Origin of the sequence: Klebsiella sp. BDA134-6 (assembly GCF_015601345.1) — a bacterium.
In the GTDB taxonomy this organism is placed as follows: domain Bacteria; phylum Pseudomonadota; class Gammaproteobacteria; order Enterobacterales; family Enterobacteriaceae; genus Klebsiella; species Klebsiella grimontii.
The window spans coordinates 4,166,515-4,185,515 of sequence record NZ_CP064784.1; the positions used below are offsets into that span (position 1 = coordinate 4,166,515).

Genomic DNA, 19,001 nt, shown 5'->3' on the forward strand with positions numbered 1-19,001 from the left:
GGCCTACGGTATATTGTAGGCCGGGTTAGCGAAGTGCCACCCGGCTTGTAATTCCAGGACAGGATCCTCACTCATGGCATATACCACTTTTTCTCAGACCAAAAACGATCAGCTGCTTGAGCCGATGTTTTTTGGTCAGCCGGTGAACGTCGCCCGCTACGATCAGCAAAAATATGACATCTTCGAAAAGCTGATTGAAAAACAGCTCTCCTTCTTCTGGCGTCCGGAAGAAGTTGACGTTTCCCGCGACCGCATCGACTACCAGGCGCTGCCGGAACACGAAAAGCACATTTTTATCAGCAACCTGAAATATCAGACGCTGCTCGACTCGATCCAGGGACGCAGCCCGAACGTCGCCCTGCTGCCGCTGATTTCGATTCCGGAGCTGGAAACCTGGGTTGAAACCTGGGCGTTCTCAGAGACCATTCATTCGCGCTCCTACACCCACATCATCCGCAATATCGTTAACGATCCGGCGATGGTGTTTGACGATATCGTCACCAACGAGCAGATCCAGAAACGCGCGGAAGGGATTTCCAGCTATTACGATGAATTGATTGAGCTAACCAGCTACTGGCATCTGCTGGGCGAAGGCACCCACAGCGTGAACGGTAAAACTATCACCGTGAACCTGCGCGAGCTGAAAAAGAAACTCTACCTGTGCCTGATGAGCGTGAACGCGCTGGAAGCCATCCGTTTTTACGTCAGCTTTGCCTGCTCCTTCGCCTTTGCCGAGCGCAAGCTGATGGAAGGTAACGCCAAGATTATCCGTCTGATCGCCCGCGACGAAGCGCTGCACCTGACCGGTACTCAGCATATGCTGAACCTGCTGCGTTCAGGCGTCGACGATCCGGAGATGGCTTCAATCGCCGAAGAGTGCAAACAGGCGTGCTACGACCTGTTCGTGCAGGCGGCGCAGCAGGAAAAAGAGTGGGCGGATTATCTGTTCCGCGACGGCTCGATGATCGGCCTGAACAAAGATATTCTCTGCCAGTACGTTGAGTACATTACCAACATCCGCATGCAGGCGGTGGGTCTCGATCTGCCGTTCCAGACCCGCTCCAACCCGATCCCGTGGATCAACACCTGGCTGGTGTCCGATAACGTGCAGGTTGCGCCGCAGGAAGTGGAAGTCAGTTCCTATCTCGTCGGGCAGATCGATTCCGAAGTCGACGCCGACGATCTGAGCAACTTCCAGCTCTGATGAAACGCATTTTTTTGAAGATTTCTGACACTCGTCTTGAGTGTCAGGATGAACATCCCTCTCTGCTGGCGGCTCTGGAATCGCACAATATCGACGTGGAGTATCAATGCCGCGAAGGCTACTGCGGCTCCTGCCGTCTACGGCTGGTTTCGGGCCAGGTTGACTGGCTCACCGAGCCGCTGGCGTTTGTCCAGCCGGGTGAGATTTTGCCCTGCTGCTGCCGGGCGCAAGGCGATATTGAAATCGAGATGTAATCTTTATCGGGTGGCGCTGCGCTTACCCGACCTATGAAACTGCCGTTCACAGGCCGGGTAAACCCGGCTTTTTACTGCTTCGCGTTCAGAAACTGCACCGCTTTATCCGGGAAATCGGTAAACAGGCCGTCAACGTCCGCCTGGCGATACAGCACGTTATAGAGCTGATTGACGTCGGTTGCGTACTCCGGCAACTGATCGGCGCGGACCGTATACGGATGGACCTGCATATGGCTGGCGTGAGCTTCTTTCACCATGGCCGTCAGCTTCACCTCACCTGGCTTCGAACCTTCGGCCACCAGCATGTGGTAGTCCGGACCAATGCCGTCAGCGTACTGTGCTATCTGCGCCATTGCCCCTGGTTTGAACATCCAGTCATAGCTGTAGTTCACCCACTTGCCGTCGGCCTGCCGCTGCTGGGTCTCATTCCAGTCGGTATAGGCGATAAGCTGTACCAGATTAAGATCCATCCCCATCTTCGGCTCCAGCTCGTGTTTAATACGTTTGAGCTCGTCCGCGTCAAAACACTGCAGATAGACCTTATCCTGCTTGCGGGTATAACCATACTCTTTCAGCACCTTCAGCGTACTGGCGGCAATATCCTTGCCTTCCTGATGGTGGAACCACGGTGCTTTGATTTCCGGGTAGATGCCGATGTTTTTGCCGGTCGAATGGTTCAACCCCTGCACAAACTCAATCTCCTCTTCAAAAGTATGAATACGGAAATCAGATTTCCCCATCGGGAAACGGCCCGGATAAGTTTGCACGTTCTTGCCATCTTTCGGCTCAAACCCTTCGGTAAACTTCAGCGACTTTATCTCGGCGAGCGTAAAGTCGATGGCGTAGAAGCGGCCATCCTTACGCGCCCGCTGCGGGAAACGCTGCGCCACGTCGGTCACCCGGTCCAGATAGTGGTCATGCAGTACCACCAGCCGGTCGTCTTTAGTCATCACCAGGTCTTGCTCAAGGTAATCGGCCCCCTGAGCATACGCCATCGCTTTCGCCGGCAGGGTATGTTCCGGCAGATAGCCGCTGGCGCCGCGGTGGGCGATAACGATTTTCTCCCCCGCGACGGCGCTGAAAGAGAGCGCGGTAGCGGCCAGCAGCATTCCGCTCATCAGGGCGGTTAATTGACTTTTCATCGCAGCTCCTTAGCCTTGTTTCATCTGCTGGTGATGACGTCGTTCACCCAGCATCACGATAATCAACAGCAGGACAGCCAGCACGCTGCCGCCGATCATTACCATAAAGCCGCCGTCCCAGCCGAAGAAATCGACGGTATAGCCAACGATAGCGCTCGCGGCTACCGAGCCGCCGAGATAGCCGAACAGGCCGGTGAAGCCCGCGGCGGTGCCGGCGGCTTTTTTCGGCGCCAGCTCCAGCGCGTGCAGACCAATCAGCATCACCGGACCATAAATAAGGAAGCCGATGATGATCATGCAGGCCATATCCACGCCCGGATTACCCGGCGGGTTCAGCCAGTAAACGACGGTGGCGATGGTGACCAGGGTCATAAAGAAGACGCCGGTCGCGCCGCGGTTGCCTTTAAACACTTTATCCGACATCCAGCCGCACAGCAGCGTGCCCGGGATCCCCGCGTATTCATAAAGGAAGTAGGCCCAGGATGATTTATCCAGCGCGAAGTGCTTAACTTCCTTCAGATAGGTCGGCGACCAGTCAAGAATGCCGTAACGCAGCAGATAGACAAATACGTTAGCGACGGCGATGTACCACAGCAGCTTGTTCGGCAGGATGTACTGCATAAAGATCTGCTTTGCGGTCAGCTCTTCTTCATGCTTCTCGCTGTAGTCGTCAGGATAATCGTTTTTGTACTCTTCGATAGGGGGCAGGCCGCAGGACTGCGGGGTATCGCGCATCATCGCGAAGGCGAAAATCGCCAGCAGGATCGCGCCGAAAGCCGGCATATACAGCGCCGCGTGCCAGTCGTTAAACCACGCCATTCCCAGCAGAAACAGCAGCGGCGGGATCCCGCCGCCGACGTTATGCGCGCAGTTCCATACCGACACAATACCGCCACGCTCTTTTTGCGACCACCAGTGCACCATCGTGCGCCCGCACGGCGGCCAGCCCATCCCCTGGAACCAGCCGCACAGGAACAGCAGCACGAACATCACCATAATGCTGGAGGTCGCCCAGGGGACGAAGCCCATGACCAGCATCACCAGCGCGGCCAGGATCAGCCCTGCCGGTAAAAAAATGCGCGGATTCGAACGGTCTGAGACCGAGCCCATGATGAATTTCGAAAATCCGTAGGCGATGGAGATACCGGAAAGCGCAAAGCCGAGATCGCCACGGGAGAATCCTTGTTCGATAAGATAGGGCATCGCCAAAGCAAAGTTCTTACGAACCAGATAGTAAGCGGCATATCCGAAGAAGATACCGATAAAGATCTGCCAACGTAATCGACGATATAAGGGGTCGATTTCCGCCGTTGGCAAACGCGCCTTATGCGCTGCGGGTTTAAATATACTTAACATATCAGCCTCCGTGGCCATTGCTGTTCTTCTGACGTCGACGCAAAAAAACGTAATTTATTCACTGACTTCTGATTTGGTCGCGATAGTAGGCAAAGCGTAAATCTAATACTGTGAAATGTCGCACACTTTGTTACAGAAATATGACAGCGCTTTCTAATATGCGCACAAAGTCACAACAAATGCTCGAATTACGCGCAAATATGCTCGAAATCAAACATTAAACGCTATTGATGTGGCTAAATGATGTAAAACGAAAACAGAGGACAGGGAGATGGCCGATAGTCGTGAATATGACGTCATTATTATTGGCGGCGGCGCAACCGGCGCCGGGATCGCGCGCGACTGCGCGCTGCGCGGACTGAAGGCGGCGCTGGTTGAGCGCTACGATATCGCTACCGGCGCGACCGGGCGTAACCACGGCCTGCTGCACAGCGGCGCGCGCTATGCGGTAACCGATAGCGAATCGGCGCGCGAGTGCATCAGCGAAAACCGCATCTTACGTCGCATCGCCCGCCACTGCATTGAGCCCACCAGCGGACTCTTTATTACCCTGCCGGAAGACGATCCGGCGTATCAACACACCTTTATCAACGCCTGCCAGCAGGCGGGTATTGAAGCCCAGCCTCTGACGCCCGCCGAGACGCTGCGCCTGGAGCCTGCCGTGAACCCCGCGCTGCTTGGCGCGGTGCAGGTACCGGACGGCACCGTCGATCCGTTCCGCCTCACCGCCGCGAATATGCTCGATGCCCGCGAACATGGCGCCACTATCCTCACCGGCTGCGAAGTCACCGGCCTGCTGCGCGAGGGCGATCGCGTCCAGGGGGTAGCGCTCTACGATCGTCAGCGCCGTGAACCGCTCAACCTGCGCGCTCAGGTGGTGGTCAACGCCGCCGGTATCTGGGGGCAGCGCATCGCAGAGTATGCCGACCTGCGCATCGCGATGTTTCCGGCAAAAGGATCGCTGCTGATCCTCGACCACCGCATTAACCGTCAGGTTATTAACCGCTGCCGCAAACCGGCTGACGCCGATATCCTGGTACCCGGCGATACCATTTCGCTGATTGGCACCACCTCGATGCACATTCCCTATGATGAAGTTGACGACAACCGGGTGACGGCCGGGGAAGTCGATACGCTACTGCGCGAGGGGGAAAAGCTGGCGCCGATCATGGGGCGGACCCGGATACTGCGCGCCTACTCCGGCGTACGTCCGCTGGTCGCCAGCGATGACGATCCCAGTGGACGCAGCGTCAGCCGCGGCATCGTGCTGCTCGACCACGCCCGGCGCGACGGCATGGAAGGTTTTATCACTATCACCGGCGGTAAGCTGATGACCTACCGCCTGATGGCGGAGTGGGCTACGGATGCGGTATGCCGGAAGCTCGGCAATACCGCCCCCTGTACAACCGCTGATGCGCCGCTTCCCGGCTCGCAGGAGCCGACGGAAACCACGCTACGCAAAATCATCTCTTTACCGGCATCGCTGCGCGGGTCGGCCATTTACCGCCACGGCGATCGTACCCCCGTCTGGCTTGGCGATAGCCGCCAGCACCGCAGCCTGGTCTGCGAATGCGAAGCGGTCACCGCCGGCGAGGTTCAGTACGCGGTCGAAAACCTGGCGGTGAAAAACCTGCTCGACCTGCGCCGGCGCACCCGCGTCGGCATGGGCACCTGTCAGGGCGAACTGTGCGCCTGCCGGGCCGCCGGGCTGCTCGCGCGTTTTAACGTCACCACCTCCGCGCGCTCCCTTACCCAGCTGTCTGAATTTCTGAACGAACGCTGGAAAGGCGTCCAGCCGGTGGCCTGGGGAGACGCGCTGCGTGAAAGCGAGTTCACCCGCTGGGTCTATCTCGGCCTGTGCGGATTACAAAAGGAGCATCAGGATGAAGTTTGATTGCGCCATTATCGGCGGCGGTCTCGCCGGACTACTCTGCGGGCTGGCGCTTAATCGGCGCGGCCTGCGCAGCGTGATTATTAGCCGCGGTCAAAGCGCCCTGCACTTCTCTTCCGCCTCGCTGGATCTGCTCTCGACGCTGCCAAATGGCGAAACCGTCACCGATGTTGCTCACGGCATCAGCCAGCTGGCCCGCCAGCTTCCCGAGCATCCCTATGCCAGGCTCGGCGCCGAACGGGTAATGGATTACGCCAGCCAGGCACAGGCCCTGTTTGCCGACTGCGGTATCGCCATGCAGGGAGAGGCCAGCCAGCCTCATCTGCGCGTGACGCCGCTGGGAACCTTACGCGCGGCCTGGCTTTCGCCACAGGAGATTGCCACCGCTCCGCTGCCCGCCAAGGGCGTCTGCGTGGTCGGCATCAGCGGATTCGGCGACTTCCAGCCGCATCTTGCCGCCGCCTCGCTGAACCAGTACGGCGTTAACGCCGAAGCGCAGGAGATAGATTTACCGCTCCTTGATGTTCTGCGCGATAGCCCATCCGAATTTCGCGCCGCCAATATCGCCCGCCGTCTGGATGATGAAACGCAGTGGCCGGCGCTGCTGGCGGCGCTGCGCCCGCTGGCGCAGCGGCACAGTTTCATTATCATGCCCGCCTGCTTCGGCCTCGCCGACGATCGCCTGTACCAGTGGCTACAGCAGCGTCTTCCCTGCCCGCTGCGCCTGCTGCCTACGCTGCCGCCGTCGGTGCCGGGGATGCGCCTGCACGCCCAGCTCCAGCGGCATTTTATCCGCGGCGGCGGTACCTGGCTTACCGGGGACGAAGTCATCAATATCAGCCAGCAGAACGGTATCGTTAATGCTATCTGGACGCGCAACCACGGTGATATCCCGCTGCGCCCGCGCTTCGCGGTGCTGGCCAGCGGCAGCTTTTTCAGCAATGGTCTGGTCGCCGAACGCAGCGGCGTGCGCGAGCCGATTCTTGGCCTTGACCTACAGCAGACGCTGCCGCGGGAGAGCTGGTATCAGCAGGACTTTTTTGCTTCCCAGCCCTGGCAGCGTTTCGGCCTGAAAACCGATACGGCTCTGCGTCCGCAGCTTCAGGGACAGACGCTGGAGAATCTGTTCGCCGTAGGTTCCATTCTCGGCGGTTTTGATGCCATCGCGCTGGGATGCGGCGGCGGCGTCTGCGCGGTCACCGCGCTGCACGCCGCAAGGCTAATCGGCGAGCTTGCCGGAGGTGAGTCATGAACGACACGCGTTTTGAACACTGCATTAAATGCACCGTTTGCACCACCGCCTGCCCGGTCAGCCGGGTTAACCCGCGCTATCCTGGGCCAAAACAGGCCGGGCCGGACGGCGAGCGCCTGCGCCTGAAAGACGGCACGCTCTACGACGAGGCGTTAAAATACTGCATCAACTGCAAACGCTGCGAAGTCGCCTGCCCTTCAGACGTCAAAATCGGCGATATTATCCAGCGGGCGCGCATGGAGTACAGCCGACAAAAGCCCACGCTGCGCGATACGATCCTCAGCCACACCGACCTGATGGGCACCCTCTCCACGCCATTTGCCCCGCTGGTGAACGCCACCACCGGGCTGAAGCCGGTACGGCGACTCCTCGATGCCGCGCTTAAAATCGATCACCGCCGCACGCTGCCGAAATATGGTTTTGGCACCTTTCGCCGCGCGTATCGTCAGCTGTCTGCTCAGCAGGCGCAGTACGCCGAACAGGTGGCGTTTTTTCACGGCTGCTATGTCAACTACAACCACCCACAGCTGGGCAAAGATCTTATCCGGGTGCTGAACGCCATGGGCATCGGCGTGCAGTTATTAAGTAAGGAGAAGTGCTGCGGCGTGCCGCTGATTGCCAACGGTTTCTTTGCCAGGGCGCGCAAACAGGCGCAGAGCAACGTCACCGCAATGCGGGAAAATAGCCTCCCCATTATTGCCACCTCATCAACCTGCACCTTTACCCTACGCGATGAATACCCGCACGTACTCGATATTGAGAACCGCGACGTTCGCGATCGCATTGAGCTGGCTACCCGCTGGATCTGGCGTCAGTTGGATGATGGGCGGCCTCTGCAGCTAAAACCGCTGCCGCTGAAGGTGGTCTACCACACCCCCTGTCATATGGAGAAAATGGGCTGGTCGCTGTATACCCTTGAGCTATTGCGGCTGATCCCCGGTTTGCAGCTGGAGGTACTCGACTCTCAATGCTGCGGCATTGCCGGCACCTACGGGTTTAAGTCGGAGAACTACGACTCATCGCAGGCCATTGGCGCGCCGCTGTTCCGGCAAATTGAGGAGAGCGGCGCTGACCTGGTGGTGACCGATTGTGAAACCTGCAAATGGCAGATTGAGATGTCCACCAGCAAACGCTGCGAACATCCCATCTCTCTGCTGGCGCAGGCGCTGGCCTGATACCAGCACCGGCTGCGGGGGGACTAATAGCTCCCCTTTCCCTCCGCCTGTTCGGCTATCGGCTTGAACATCGCCAGCCGTTTATCCAGCGCGCTGGTATACAAGTTGGTATCAACGCCCACGGCGACAAAATTGGCCCCCCACGCCAGCGCTTTGTGCGCCATCTCCGGGTCAACGGCCAGGAATCCAGCGGCTTTTCCCGCTTCGCGAATGCGGCGGATGCTCTGCTCAATGATCCGCTGCACCTCCGGGTGACCGGCGTTATCCGGAAACCCCAGCGAGGCCGATAGGTCAGCCGGGCCGATAAAGACGCCGTCAATCCCTTCCACTTCGAGGATCGCATCCAGATTATCAAGCGCCGTTTTGCTCTCCACCTGAATCAGCAGGCACAGTTCATCGTTGGCCTGCGCCATATAGTTCGCCACCCGCCCCCAGCGCGCGGCGCGGGCCACCCCGGCCCCGACGCCGCGGGTGCCCACCGGCGGATAGCGGGTAGCCGAGACGATCTCCCGCGCCTGTTCAGCGGTATCGACCATCGGGATCAGCAGCGTTCTGGCGCCGATATCCAGCACCTGTTTAATCAGGCTACGATTGCCCTCCACCGGGCGAATAACCGGCTGGCTGGCGTAGGGCGCGATGGCCTGCAGCTGATGATACAGGTCCTGAATGGTATTGGGCGCATGTTCACCGTCGATCAGCAGCCAGTCGTAACCCGAGGTGGCGGCAATCTCAGCCATATACGAAGAGGTTGAGCTCAGCCACAGGCCGATTTGCGCTTCCCCTTGCAACAATCCCGCTTTAAATGAGTTCGATAAAATTGCGTTCATAGTTCTCCCTTACATTAATGCTGTACGCTGCCAGCCTGCGGTACCGTGCGATTGACGCGCAGCGAAAAGATAATAACAACTCCGACAATCGCCACGCAGGCGAGCGTCACTAATCCGGCAGAATCACTCGCGAACATTGTTTCAGCCTGGACGCGGATAATCGGGGCCAGAAAACCGCCGATGGCACCAAACAGGTTGACGAAACCGATGCCCGCGGCCAGCGCCGTGCCGGACAACAGCTGCGTCGGCATGGTCCAGAACACTGGCTGTACGGCAATGACGCCCACGGCGGCAACGCACAGCGCGATAATCGCCAGCACCGGTGAAACCAGGCCAGAGACCGCGATGCCGATTGCTGCTGCCAGCAGGGTAAATGCCGCCACATTACGCCGCTCGCCGGTACGATCGGAATAACGGGGAATCAGCCAGGTACCGAACAGCGCGGCCACCCACGGGATCGCGGTCACCACCGACGCCACGAACCCCACCTTGGTGCCGAGCAGCGCGGCAACCTGGGTTGGCAGGAAGAAGATCAGGCCGTAAACCGCCACCTGAATGGTGAGATAGATAATCGCCAGCTGCCAGACGCGGCCGTTGCGCAACGCATCGGACAAACGCGAGGTCACCTTTTTCTGCTCTTCGCTGGCCAGCTCGCTGATTAACGCCTGTTTTTCGGCAGCGCTCAGGAAACGCGCCTTCTGCGGCGTATCGTCAAGCCAGAAGAAGGTAAAGAACCCGGCGCCGACCGCCAGCAGCCCCTCAATGATAAACATCCAGAACCAGCCGGGATGCCCCATAAAGCCGTGCATTTCCAGCAGCGCGCCGGAGAGCGGCGACCCGAGGGTCAGCGCCAGCGGCGCGCCCATATAAAACAGCCCCATAATGCTGGCGCGGTTCTGCTGCGGGAACCACTGGGAAGTCAGGTAGATCATACCCGGGAAGAAGCCCGCTTCCGCGGCGCCCAGTAGGGTGCGCACCAGCAGAAACTTCGCTTCGGTATCCGCCCACGCCATCGCCGCGGAGAGAAGCCCCCACAGCAAGGTGGTGCAGCCGATCCATTTTCTTGCGCCGAATTTGCGCATCAGCAGGTTGGCAGGCACCCCGAGAAAGGCGTACACCACAAAGAAAATCCCCGCCCCCAGCGCATAGGCCTCATTGCTCAGGCCGGTATCCAGCTGGTAAGTCTCTTTGGCAAAGCCGATATTCGAACGGTCAAGAAACGCCAGCACGTACAGCGCCAGCATAAAAGGGATCAAACGGGCGCGGTTTTTCTTCACCACGCTCTCAAGCAAGGTGTTGCTCATCGTAATATCCTCAACAATGGGCCGCACATCTGCGCTGTGCGGTACGACGGGATCAGTGGTTATAAGGACGTTTCAGGTTGCAGTCGCGATTCAGCTCGACGCCGAAGCCCGGTTTATCCAGCACGCTTTTATGAATGCGCCCGTTTACCGGCACCGGCTCGTCAACCAGAATCGGGTCAAACTGTGGACGCATCGTTGAGCAGTCCGGACTGGTCATCAGAAACTCGCTGAACGGCGTGTTGGTAAAGGTAATAACTGCGTGGTGCGAATAGACCGACGAGCCGTGCGGCACCACCAGTTGGCCGCGCGATTTGGCGATCGCCGCAATCTCCACCAGCGTGGTCAGACCGCCGCACCAGCCCACGTCAGGCTGCATAATATCGATGCCGGTTTCCGACAGCGTGCGGAAAGATTGCAGCGTGCCGTGGTGCTCGCCGCTGGTGACCATCATGCCGGCTGGCGCATTGCGTTTCAGCTCGCGGTAGCCTTCGTACTGCTGCGGCGGCAGGCACTCTTCGATCCACTTAAGGTTAGACGGCGCGCAGGCGTGGGCCAGTTTAGTGGCGTAGTTAACGTCCTGGCTCATCCAGCAGTCCAGCATCAGCCAGAAGTCCGGTCCGCATTTTTCGCGCATATCGGCCACCATCGCGGCATCTTTGCGGATCCCCGCGTCGCCATCGTGCGGCCCCCAGTGGGTCGGCATTTTGCCGCCAATAAAGCCCATCTCTTTTGCCAGGTCCGGACGTGCCCCGGTGGCGTAGAACTGAATTTCATCGCGCACCGCGCCGCCCAGCAGTTTGTAAACCGGCAGCCCAACCACTTTGCCGAATAGATCCCACAGCGCCAGGTCAACGCAGGAGATGGTATTCATCACCAGGCCGCCAGATCCGGAGTAGTACAGGGTGGCGTTAAGCATCTGGTCATGAATCAGTTTGATATCGCTGACGCACTTACCTTCGATAAAGCGGTTCAGATGTTTTTCCACGATAAAGCAGCCCATCTCGCCCGCGGTCGACACCGCAAAACCGGTCTGCCCGTTTTCGGCTTCCACTTCAACGATCAGCGTGCCGAGAACGTTGATGCCAAACGACTGGCGAGACTGTTCATACTGTTTATATTTGCTCATCGGCGTGGCGATATGATCGTCAATCCAGTGATTTGCCCCCTGGTCATGATAATCGCCGCCGCCAGCGCCTTTCTCTGCGGTAGCACCGCCGATAAACCAGGCGCGGACGTGTTTAATTTTCGGTAGGGTCATGATCTTCTCCTTATTATGAGGCTTGTTGTTCGAAGGGGCTCTTCCACCCCAGCAGACGGGAAATATCTTTGGCGCAGGCAATCGCCCTACCGGCGAGGTAATCGCGATTGTCTTCATTGATTTGCAGACGAGTACCCACCACGGAAATGGCGGCGGTCAGCTCGTTATTGGCGTTAAACACCGGCGCGGCCACGCAACGAACGTCGGGATAGTCTTCGCCGTTATCGAAGCTCCAGCCGCGGGCGCGAATACGCCCCAGCTCATCACGAAGCTGCTGGGCGCTGGTGATAGTGGTTGGCGTCGCCCGTTCCCACCGCAGCTCGCTGATAATCGACTCCTGAACCCGCTCGGGCTGCCAGGCCAGCAGGCATTTACCGATACCGGAGCGATACAGCGACAGGCTCTTACCCTCATGCGAGCGCACGCTGATGGTGGCCGGGGACTCAATCTTCAGAATGTAGTAGGCGTTGCCGCTGTCGATAATGCCCAGGTGGCAGAGCAGCCCGCACTGATCCATCAGTTGCGTCAGGCGTGGACGCGCCAGCTCGCGCAGGTCCATTTTGCTCAGCGCCTGCCCGGCCAGCTCAACCAGCTTGGTCCACAGGCAGTAGTTATCCTGATTATCCATGCTGAGGAAGCGCTGTTTTTTCAGCTCTCCCAGCAGCAGATAGGCGGTACTTTTCGGAATACCCAGTTCGTCAATAATGGTCGCCGCGCTGCAGGGACCGATGCGGGCGATCAAATTGAGAATATCAATGGCGCGGGTCAGCGCCGGGACTTTGCTTGATTCCAACATACTGGACTCCAATCCTGAATACTGGAATCAGTGTTGCGGTTGTCAGGCGGATAAATTGTGAGCGGCTTCAAATGACGACGCTATTCCAGCAGGGTGGACGTTCGGAGGGATAAAAATGCGAGGTAGTGCACAGAATATTTAAAAGCAAGTACAGCTGGCTGGACTCAGCCCGCGTCGGGAAGGACTCCCGACGCGGAGGCTTTTTTACACCGAGAGAGATTCAACGACGTTAATCCAGCCGTGCTCGCCAGCCACCGGCTGGCCGTTTAGCCAACGGCGCAGCATGTTCAGGGCCATCATCGCGCATACCTCCTGACGCACCTGGACGCTGTGGCGGCTGGTGGTGAATTTCACCCGCAGCGCGTGGGTGCCGTCCGGCGTGGAAAGCGCAAAATTCAGGTGATCGCTCTCCTGGCCGCTGACCGCCAGCGCCAGGCCGGCAAAATGTTTCTCGCGCCGCTCCGCCGCCCAGCGCGCGGACTGCGCCAGGGTCTCTTCCTGCGAAGGAATGACTTCGCTGGCCAACAGCGGCGCATTGACGCGTGAAAGCTGTAACGCCAGCAGGCCGCCGGTAAACTGCTCGCTCAGCGTCAGGCTTAGCTGACGCTCCTGCAGACGACGGGCGATCTGCGCGGGCAGGCCTTCGGTGCCTTCGAAAATCATGCTCTCTCCGGCCACTTTCTGCACTTCCGGCCACAGCGCCAGCATCGCCTCGCGCTGTTCAGCGGGCCCGGTCAGCTTCAGTTCAATAATCGGCATCGAGGAGCGATACCCCATCACCACGCCCGGCGGCAGCTGCAGATGATCGAGGCTCTGCGCCAGTTCGCTTTCGGAACGGCCGAAGGTGGTCAAACGCAGACACAGCGGCGCAGCAGGCAGCGGGAAACGTTCGCGCAGGCGCGGTAAAATTTCCTGCTCGACCATCACCTTAAATTCAGAAGGCACGCCGGGGGTAAAAAACATCAGGCAGCGGTTTAGCTGCACGGCAAAACCGCAGGCGGTTCCAACCGGGTTATCGATCATCTCGGCGCTTTGCGGAATTTCCGCCTGTTTACGATTGCTGGCGGCCATGGGCCTTCCACGCTCAGCAAAGAAACGGGTCATGGTTTCCAGCCACGCTTCGTGCAAAATCAACCCTTCGCCTTTGGCCGTCGCGGCGGCCAGCGCGCTCAGGTCGTCGCTGGTCGGCCCCAGACCGCCGTTGACGATCAGCACATCGGCATGCTCGCTACGCTCGCGTAAAATCGCCACCAGGGAGTCGAGATCGTCACCAACGGTATGGCGACGCTTTAAGGGTAATCCTTGATTAAAAAAGAAATCCGCCAGCCACGCGGCATTGGTATCGATGATTTGCCCATGCAGCACTTCATCGCCGGTGGACAGCATTTCCACGTTTAACATTGTGAACTCCAGCCTGATAAGTAGAAATACTATATCGCAAAGCGGCTGGCGAAAAAGCCTGAAAATCAGGCGCGGCGGAATACCGCGCCGAAGAGATTAGAAGCTGGCGTTGACGCCGACGTACGGACCGTCCGCGACTGCGTTATCGCGGTTGCCGTCTTTACCCGCCAGGTTGAGGTAGCGGTAGCCGGCTTCGATGCTCAGAGGACGCATAATGGTAAAGCGCGCGCCGGCATTGGCTTCCTGATAGCTGTCGATGCCGCTGGAGAGTGAATCCGGAGAGTAATAGTATTCGCCGAACAGACGGAAGCTGTCGCCGATTTTCCACTGCAGACCGCCGCCAACCGCCGCCGCGTAGCCCTCATCGCCGTTGTTTGGATTGGTGTAAACGCCTTTGCCGCCCACGGTGGCCAGGAATGGCCCGAGGGGGATGTTCAGGCCCAATCCCAGACCCGCCGCATCGCCGTCGTCATCATTGTGCAGCCAGTTGCCGGTTAACGCCAGACCGGTCGATTCGGTGCCGAATCCAACGCCAAGATTGGTGTAGTGCTCACCGGCCTGCCCGCTGACGCTGATCGCATTTGCCGCCGTCGAGACGAACATCATGCCAGCGAGGGCCATAAATATGCTTTTTTTCATTTTTATCTATCCAGAAAAATAATAATAAGAAAATCCCAAAAAACCGCGAAATTGTACTGCCGAATGCTAAGGAATCAATGAACTAAAGCGACGTTTGCCATTGTGATTGTAACCAGTTGCTACCGGGATTTTGCCAACGGCTCCGGGTATCAATTCGATAGCCAGAGCCAGATTGTCCGTGCTGGCTATTTATTCTACAAAGTGTGCTCAGCTTATTTCTTTCCTTCAGGGAGATGAATAAGTTACATAAAACTTTGTCAGGAGATAAAGATGAGCAAGAAAGGACTAACCACCGGCGCCGGCGCGCCGGTCGTCGATAATAATAATGTCGTCACTGCAGGTCCTCGCGGCCCGATGCTGCTGCAGGATGTCTGGTTTTTGGAAAAACTGGCCCACTTTGACCGTGAGGTAATCCCGGAACGCCGAATGCACGCTAAAGGCTCCGGCGCTTACGGTAAACTGACTATCACCCACGATATCACCCGCTATACGCGCGCAAGACTGTTCGCCGAAATAGGTAAAACCACCGATCTGTTCCTGCGCTTCTCAACCGTCGCCGGAGAACGCGGTGCCGCTGACGCCGAGCGCGATATCCGCGGCTTCTCTATCAAGTTCTATACCGAAGAGGGCAACTGGGATCTGGTGGGCAACAATACGCCCATTTTTTACCTTCGCGACCCGCTGAAATTTCCCGACCTTAACCACGTTGTCAAACGCGACCCGCGGACCAACCTGCGTAATCCGACCTGGAAATGGGATTTTTTCTCCCTGCTTCCCGAAACGCTGCACCAGTTAACCATCGACTTTAGCGACCGCGGCATCCCGCGCTCATATCGCCATATGCACGGTTTCGGCAGCCACACGTTCAGCTTTATCAACGCTGAAAATGAACGTTTTTGGGTGAAATTCCACTTCAAATCCCAGCAGGGGATCGCCAACCTGATGGATGATGAAGCGAAACGCCTGGTGGCAGAAGATCGCGAGAGTTCGCAGCGCGATCTCTATGAGTCGATTGAGAGAGGCGATTTCCCGCGCTGGACCTTCTACGTGCAGATAATGCCGGAAGCAGAAGCCAGCCGGGTCCCTTACAACCCCTTCGATCTGACCAAAATCTGGCCGCACGGCGATTATCCGCTGATTGAAGTCGGGGTACTGGAACTTAACCGCAACCCGGATAACTACTTCGCTGAGGTTGAGCAGGTCGCGATGAATCCAGCGAACGTGGTGCCTGGCGTGGGCTTCTCTCCGGACCGGATGCTACAGGGACGGCTGTTTTCCTACGGCGATACCCAGCGCTATCGTCTGGGCATTAACCATCATCAAATTCCGGTCAATGCGCCGCGCTGCCCGTTCCATAACTATCACCGCGACGGCGCGATGCGCGTTGATGGCAATAGCGGCAACGGTGTCACCTATGAGCCCAACAGTTTTGGCGTGTTTCAGGAACAACCGGACTTTAGCGAGCCGCCTTTAAGCCTTGAAGGCGCGGCGGCGCACTGGGATCACCGGGAAGATAGCGACTACTTTAGCCAGCCGCGCAGGCTGTTTGAGCTATTAAGCGAAGATGAGCATCAGCGTATGTTTCAGCGTATCGCCAATGATATGCGGGATATCCCTGACTTTATTCAGCAGCGACAAATTGGCCTGTTCAGCGAAGTCCACCCCGACTACGGCGCAGGTGTTGCAGCGGCATTGCAGCTCTTAAAGCACGGAGAATAAGTACTGATGGCAGCCCTTAAGGCTGCCATTTTGCGCTATCTGTTCCATGATGGCCCCTGACCCAATACCCTGCGCTTACCCTAACACCGCTCATCTTCGCCGCGTGTTTTCGCTTGCGGTTTGCCGAGGCGGCTCGCAAACTGGGCCTTCCCGTTAGTATCCCTGTCATCATTAAGGAGAAATCATGCGTCAAAGGACTATCGTCTGTCCGCTCATTCAACATGAAGGCCACTACCTGCTGTGCAAAATGGCCGACGATCGTGGCGTATTTCCCGGCCAGTGGGCGATCTCCGGCGGCGGCGTCGAGCCGGGCGAACGCATTGAAGAGGCGCTGCGGCGAGAAATTCGTGAAGAGCTGGGCGAAAAACTGCAGCTGACCGACATCACTCCGTGGACCTTTAGCGACGACGTCCGGGTTAAAACTTACGCCGATGGCCACCGGGAAGAGATTTATATGATTTACCTGATCTTCGACTGCATCAGCGCCAATCGCGACGTGACAATCAACGAAGAGTTCCAGGACTACGCCTGGGTGAAAGCCGAAGATCTTCCCCACTATGATTTGAACGTGGCGACCCGCAGGACCCTCACCCTGAAAGGCTTACTCTGAAAAAGCGCGCAAAAAGCGCAGCCTGACCTTCAGCCCGCCCAGCGTTTCGCTGCGCAGCAGCTGCGGATGGCTGCGGTGCAGGCGCGCAATATCGCTGACCAGCGCCAGGCCAAGCCCGGCGCCGGGGTTATCACCCACGTTTTCCAGACGATGGAACGGCATGAGTGCCTGCTGAATCTGCGCATCATCGATACCCGGCCCGCTGTCTTCGACGTCCAGCAATACCGCCTCTCCGTCACGATGCAGGCTGACGGTGACGATACCGCCCTGCGGCGTATAGCGAATCGCGTTATCCAGCAGATTCGCGCACAGCTCGCTCAACAGCACGCCATCGCCGGCGATGGTCACCGTCGAGGGTTCGCCCTCATAGCCGAGATCGATAGCCTTGCTCCGCGCCTGCTGAAGACGAGAAAAGCAGCTATTGTGGACAATCTCATACAGGTCCACCGGCGGAAACGCGTGTTCGCCCTGCTCTTTACGTTTGATGGTGGCCAGCTGCAGCAGGCGTTCAGTGAGCAGAATCGTACTGTCAAGCGTGCCGCTCATCGCCTCCAGGCTCTCTCGCCACAGCCGGGGATCGCCGCTCGCCAGCGCCACTGAGGCCTGCGTTTTCAACACCGCTAACGGCGTTTTGAGCTGATGAGACGCGTCGGCGCTAAACCGTTCCTGGCGGGAGATCATCACCCGTAACCGGTCGATATAGCGGTTAAAGGCCACGATCAGCAGACGAGTTTCCGACCACGGCAGCAGCTCCGGCAGCGGCGTCAGCAGGCCGGGTTCACGCCGCACCATCAGCGCCGAAAGCCGACGCATTGGCCGTAGCACGCGGCGCAGCAACCAGCCAGCGAGCACCAGCGTCAATAGCACTAATAGCCCCTGCGAGATCCATGATGAAAACAGCAGCTGCCCCGCCAGCCATCGCCGCGACTGCAGCGTTTCGGCGATATAGATTTCCGCCATTCCGACAACGCCGCCTTCGTTAACTGGCTGCAGCAGCCGCGCCACGCGGATGGCCTGACCGCGATACTCGGTATGATAAAACCACGCCAGCGCCGGATAGAGCTCGGTACGAGAGGTTGAGGGCGGCATCGATGGTAGGTCGTCAAAACCGGAAATCACCCGTCTCTCGGGATCGAGAACTTTATAGTACAGGCGATCGTTCATATTGAGCTCGAAGCTATCGAGCACCACCCAGGGAACATTCACTTCCAGCCTGCCGTGGCGTACCACCAGGCGCTCCGCCACCGTGCGGGCAGAGGAGAGCAGCGTACGATCGTAAGCCTGGGTCGCCGCCTGCAGGGCGCTGACGTAGCTATTAAACGCCGACAGCCCCCACAGCAAAACCAGCGGCAGGCCGAGAAACAGCAGCAGCTGGGAGAACAACGACTGCGGTTTACCCCATCTCATGAGCGAGCTCCAGCACGTAGCCCAGGCCGCGCAGGGTCACGATACGCACGTTGCTCTCCTGAAGTTTCTTACGCAGACGATGGATATATAGCTCGATGCTTTCCGGGCTGACATCATCGTTCAGGCTGAAAACCTGTTCAAATAGCTGCTGGCGCGACACCGGCCGCGTACGGCGAAACATTAGCACCGTCAGCAGCGCCTGCTCGCGCGGCGTCAATGACAGCGTTTGTCCGCAGAGTAAAAAATAGCCTTCATCACGATATTCCAGAGAACCGATCTGTTGCACCTCATGCACCTGGCCTTCGCTACGCCGCAGCAGCGCGCGCAGCCTGGCATCCAGCTCTTCGAGCTCAAAAGGTTTTGGTAAATAGTCATCGGCGCCGACGTTCAGCCCTTTAACCCGGTCCGCCACCGCGCTGCGGGCGGTTAACAGCAGGACGGGAAGGGTCTGCCCGCGCTTTCGCAAGCGCTGCACCACCTCCAGGCCGTCGAGTCCCGGCATGCCGATATCCAGCACCGCCAGCGCATATTTTTCGCTTTGCAGCAGATGATCGGCCGCCCGGCCATCAAATACGCAGTCCACGGCAAACCCGCCCTGCACCAGCGCTTTCTCCAGCCAGTGAGCCAGCTCACGGTTATCTTCTGCCAGTAAGAGACGCATATCACATCCTGAAAAGTTGCTGCTGCATTGAAAGGGAAATGAAAGGTAATTGTTTTAACAATCACGCAACCGAATAGCCACATGCCGGTTCACATAATTAAAAAA

17 protein-coding genes are annotated in these 19,001 nt (G+C 58.2%); 7 read left to right on the plus strand and 10 right to left on the minus strand.

What is annotated here, in order from left to right; all coding sequences use genetic code 11:
- Positions 1-73: 73 nt before the first annotated feature.
- Positions 74-1,204, plus strand: a complete 1,131-nt coding sequence (gene nrdB / locus IYV58_RS19125) for a class Ia ribonucleoside-diphosphate reductase subunit beta (protein WP_004123058.1) — start codon at positions 74-76, stop codon at positions 1,202-1,204.
- Positions 1,204-1,458 (plus strand): class I ribonucleotide reductase maintenance protein YfaE, encoded by a 255-nt coding sequence (yfaE, locus tag IYV58_RS19130; protein WP_004123060.1) that lies wholly within the window; start codon positions 1,204-1,206, stop codon positions 1,456-1,458. Before nrdB ends, yfaE begins: the two co-directional genes overlap by 1 nt.
- A gap of 71 nt (positions 1,459-1,529) precedes the next feature.
- Here the strand turns inward: yfaE and glpQ are convergent, their stop codons facing one another.
- Entirely contained in the window at positions 1,530-2,600 is a 1,071-nt protein-coding gene (gene glpQ / locus IYV58_RS19135) for a glycerophosphodiester phosphodiesterase (protein WP_112165599.1), read from the minus strand.
- A gap of 9 nt (positions 2,601-2,609) precedes the next feature.
- A complete protein-coding gene (glpT, locus tag IYV58_RS19140) occupies positions 2,610-3,956 on the minus strand; it encodes a glycerol-3-phosphate transporter (protein WP_004123062.1) in 1,347 nt (448 codons plus the stop codon).
- 271 nt (positions 3,957-4,227) lie between these two features.
- Between glpT and glpA the strand changes: the two genes are divergently transcribed.
- The 3 genes from glpA to glpC are packed head-to-tail and all read left to right on the plus strand — an operon-like array spanning position 4,228 to position 8,274.
- Positions 4,228-5,850, plus strand: coding sequence for an anaerobic glycerol-3-phosphate dehydrogenase subunit A (gene glpA, locus IYV58_RS19145; RefSeq protein ID WP_195729199.1), 1,623 nt, complete (start codon positions 4,228-4,230; stop codon positions 5,848-5,850).
- Positions 5,840-7,099, plus strand: a complete 1,260-nt coding sequence (glpB, locus tag IYV58_RS19150) for a glycerol-3-phosphate dehydrogenase subunit GlpB (protein WP_049115587.1) — start codon at positions 5,840-5,842, stop codon at positions 7,097-7,099. Before glpA ends, glpB begins: the two co-directional genes overlap by 11 nt.
- A complete protein-coding gene (glpC, locus tag IYV58_RS19155) occupies positions 7,096-8,274 on the plus strand; it encodes an anaerobic glycerol-3-phosphate dehydrogenase subunit GlpC (RefSeq protein ID WP_087829149.1) in 1,179 nt (392 codons plus the stop codon). The genes glpB and glpC overlap by 4 nt, the downstream gene beginning before the upstream one ends.
- 23 nt (positions 8,275-8,297) lie before the next feature.
- Here the strand turns inward: glpC and yfaU are convergent, their stop codons facing one another.
- The 6 genes from yfaU to IYV58_RS19185 form a co-directional block, all read right to left on the minus strand.
- Entirely contained in the window at positions 8,298-9,101 is an 804-nt protein-coding gene (yfaU, locus tag IYV58_RS19160; protein WP_049115591.1) for a 2-keto-3-deoxy-L-rhamnonate aldolase, read from the minus strand.
- A 14-nt stretch (positions 9,102-9,115) separates the two neighbouring features.
- Positions 9,116-10,405 carry an MFS transporter gene (locus IYV58_RS19165; RefSeq protein WP_004123068.1) on the minus strand — a complete coding sequence of 430 codons (1,290 nt, stop codon included), beginning with the start codon at positions 10,403-10,405 and terminating at the stop codon, positions 9,116-9,118.
- Between the two features lie 52 nt (positions 10,406-10,457).
- On the minus strand, positions 10,458-11,663 hold the full coding sequence (rhmD, locus tag IYV58_RS19170) for an L-rhamnonate dehydratase (RefSeq protein ID WP_004123070.1): 1,206 nt from the start codon (positions 11,661-11,663) through the stop codon (positions 10,458-10,460).
- A 13-nt stretch (positions 11,664-11,676) separates the two neighbouring features.
- Positions 11,677-12,459: an IclR family transcriptional regulator gene (locus tag IYV58_RS19175; RefSeq protein ID WP_004123072.1), complete on the minus strand. Its 783-nt coding sequence runs from the start codon at positions 12,457-12,459 to the stop codon at positions 11,677-11,679.
- 204 nt (positions 12,460-12,663) lie between these two features.
- On the minus strand, positions 12,664-13,860 hold the full coding sequence (locus tag IYV58_RS19180) for a nicotinamide mononucleotide deamidase-related protein YfaY (RefSeq protein WP_049115592.1): 1,197 nt from the start codon (positions 13,858-13,860) through the stop codon (positions 12,664-12,666).
- A gap of 96 nt (positions 13,861-13,956) precedes the next feature.
- Positions 13,957-14,499, minus strand: a complete 543-nt coding sequence (locus IYV58_RS19185; protein WP_049115594.1) for a YfaZ family outer membrane protein — start codon at positions 14,497-14,499, stop codon at positions 13,957-13,959.
- Between the two features lie 270 nt (positions 14,500-14,769).
- Between IYV58_RS19185 and IYV58_RS19190 the strand changes: the two genes are divergently transcribed.
- Both IYV58_RS19190 and nudI read left to right on the plus strand, forming a co-directional pair.
- Positions 14,770-16,218 (plus strand): catalase, encoded by a 1,449-nt coding sequence (locus IYV58_RS19190; RefSeq protein WP_049115595.1) that lies wholly within the window; start codon positions 14,770-14,772, stop codon positions 16,216-16,218.
- 184 nt (positions 16,219-16,402) lie between these two features.
- Positions 16,403-16,828 carry a nucleoside triphosphatase NudI gene (gene nudI / locus IYV58_RS19195; RefSeq protein ID WP_049115596.1) on the plus strand — a complete coding sequence of 142 codons (426 nt, stop codon included), beginning with the start codon at positions 16,403-16,405 and terminating at the stop codon, positions 16,826-16,828.
- Here the strand turns inward: nudI and IYV58_RS19200 are convergent.
- Together IYV58_RS19200 and tctD are read right to left on the minus strand one after the other, a co-directional pair.
- A complete protein-coding gene (locus IYV58_RS19200) occupies positions 16,820-18,235 on the minus strand; it encodes a sensor histidine kinase (RefSeq protein ID WP_004123087.1) in 1,416 nt (471 codons plus the stop codon). The genes nudI and IYV58_RS19200 overlap by 9 nt on opposite strands.
- Positions 18,222-18,896, minus strand: coding sequence for a transcriptional regulator TctD (gene tctD, locus IYV58_RS19205; protein WP_004123089.1), 675 nt, complete (start codon positions 18,894-18,896; stop codon positions 18,222-18,224). Before tctD ends, IYV58_RS19200 begins: the two co-directional genes overlap by 14 nt.
- Positions 18,897-19,001 lie beyond the last annotated feature (105 nt).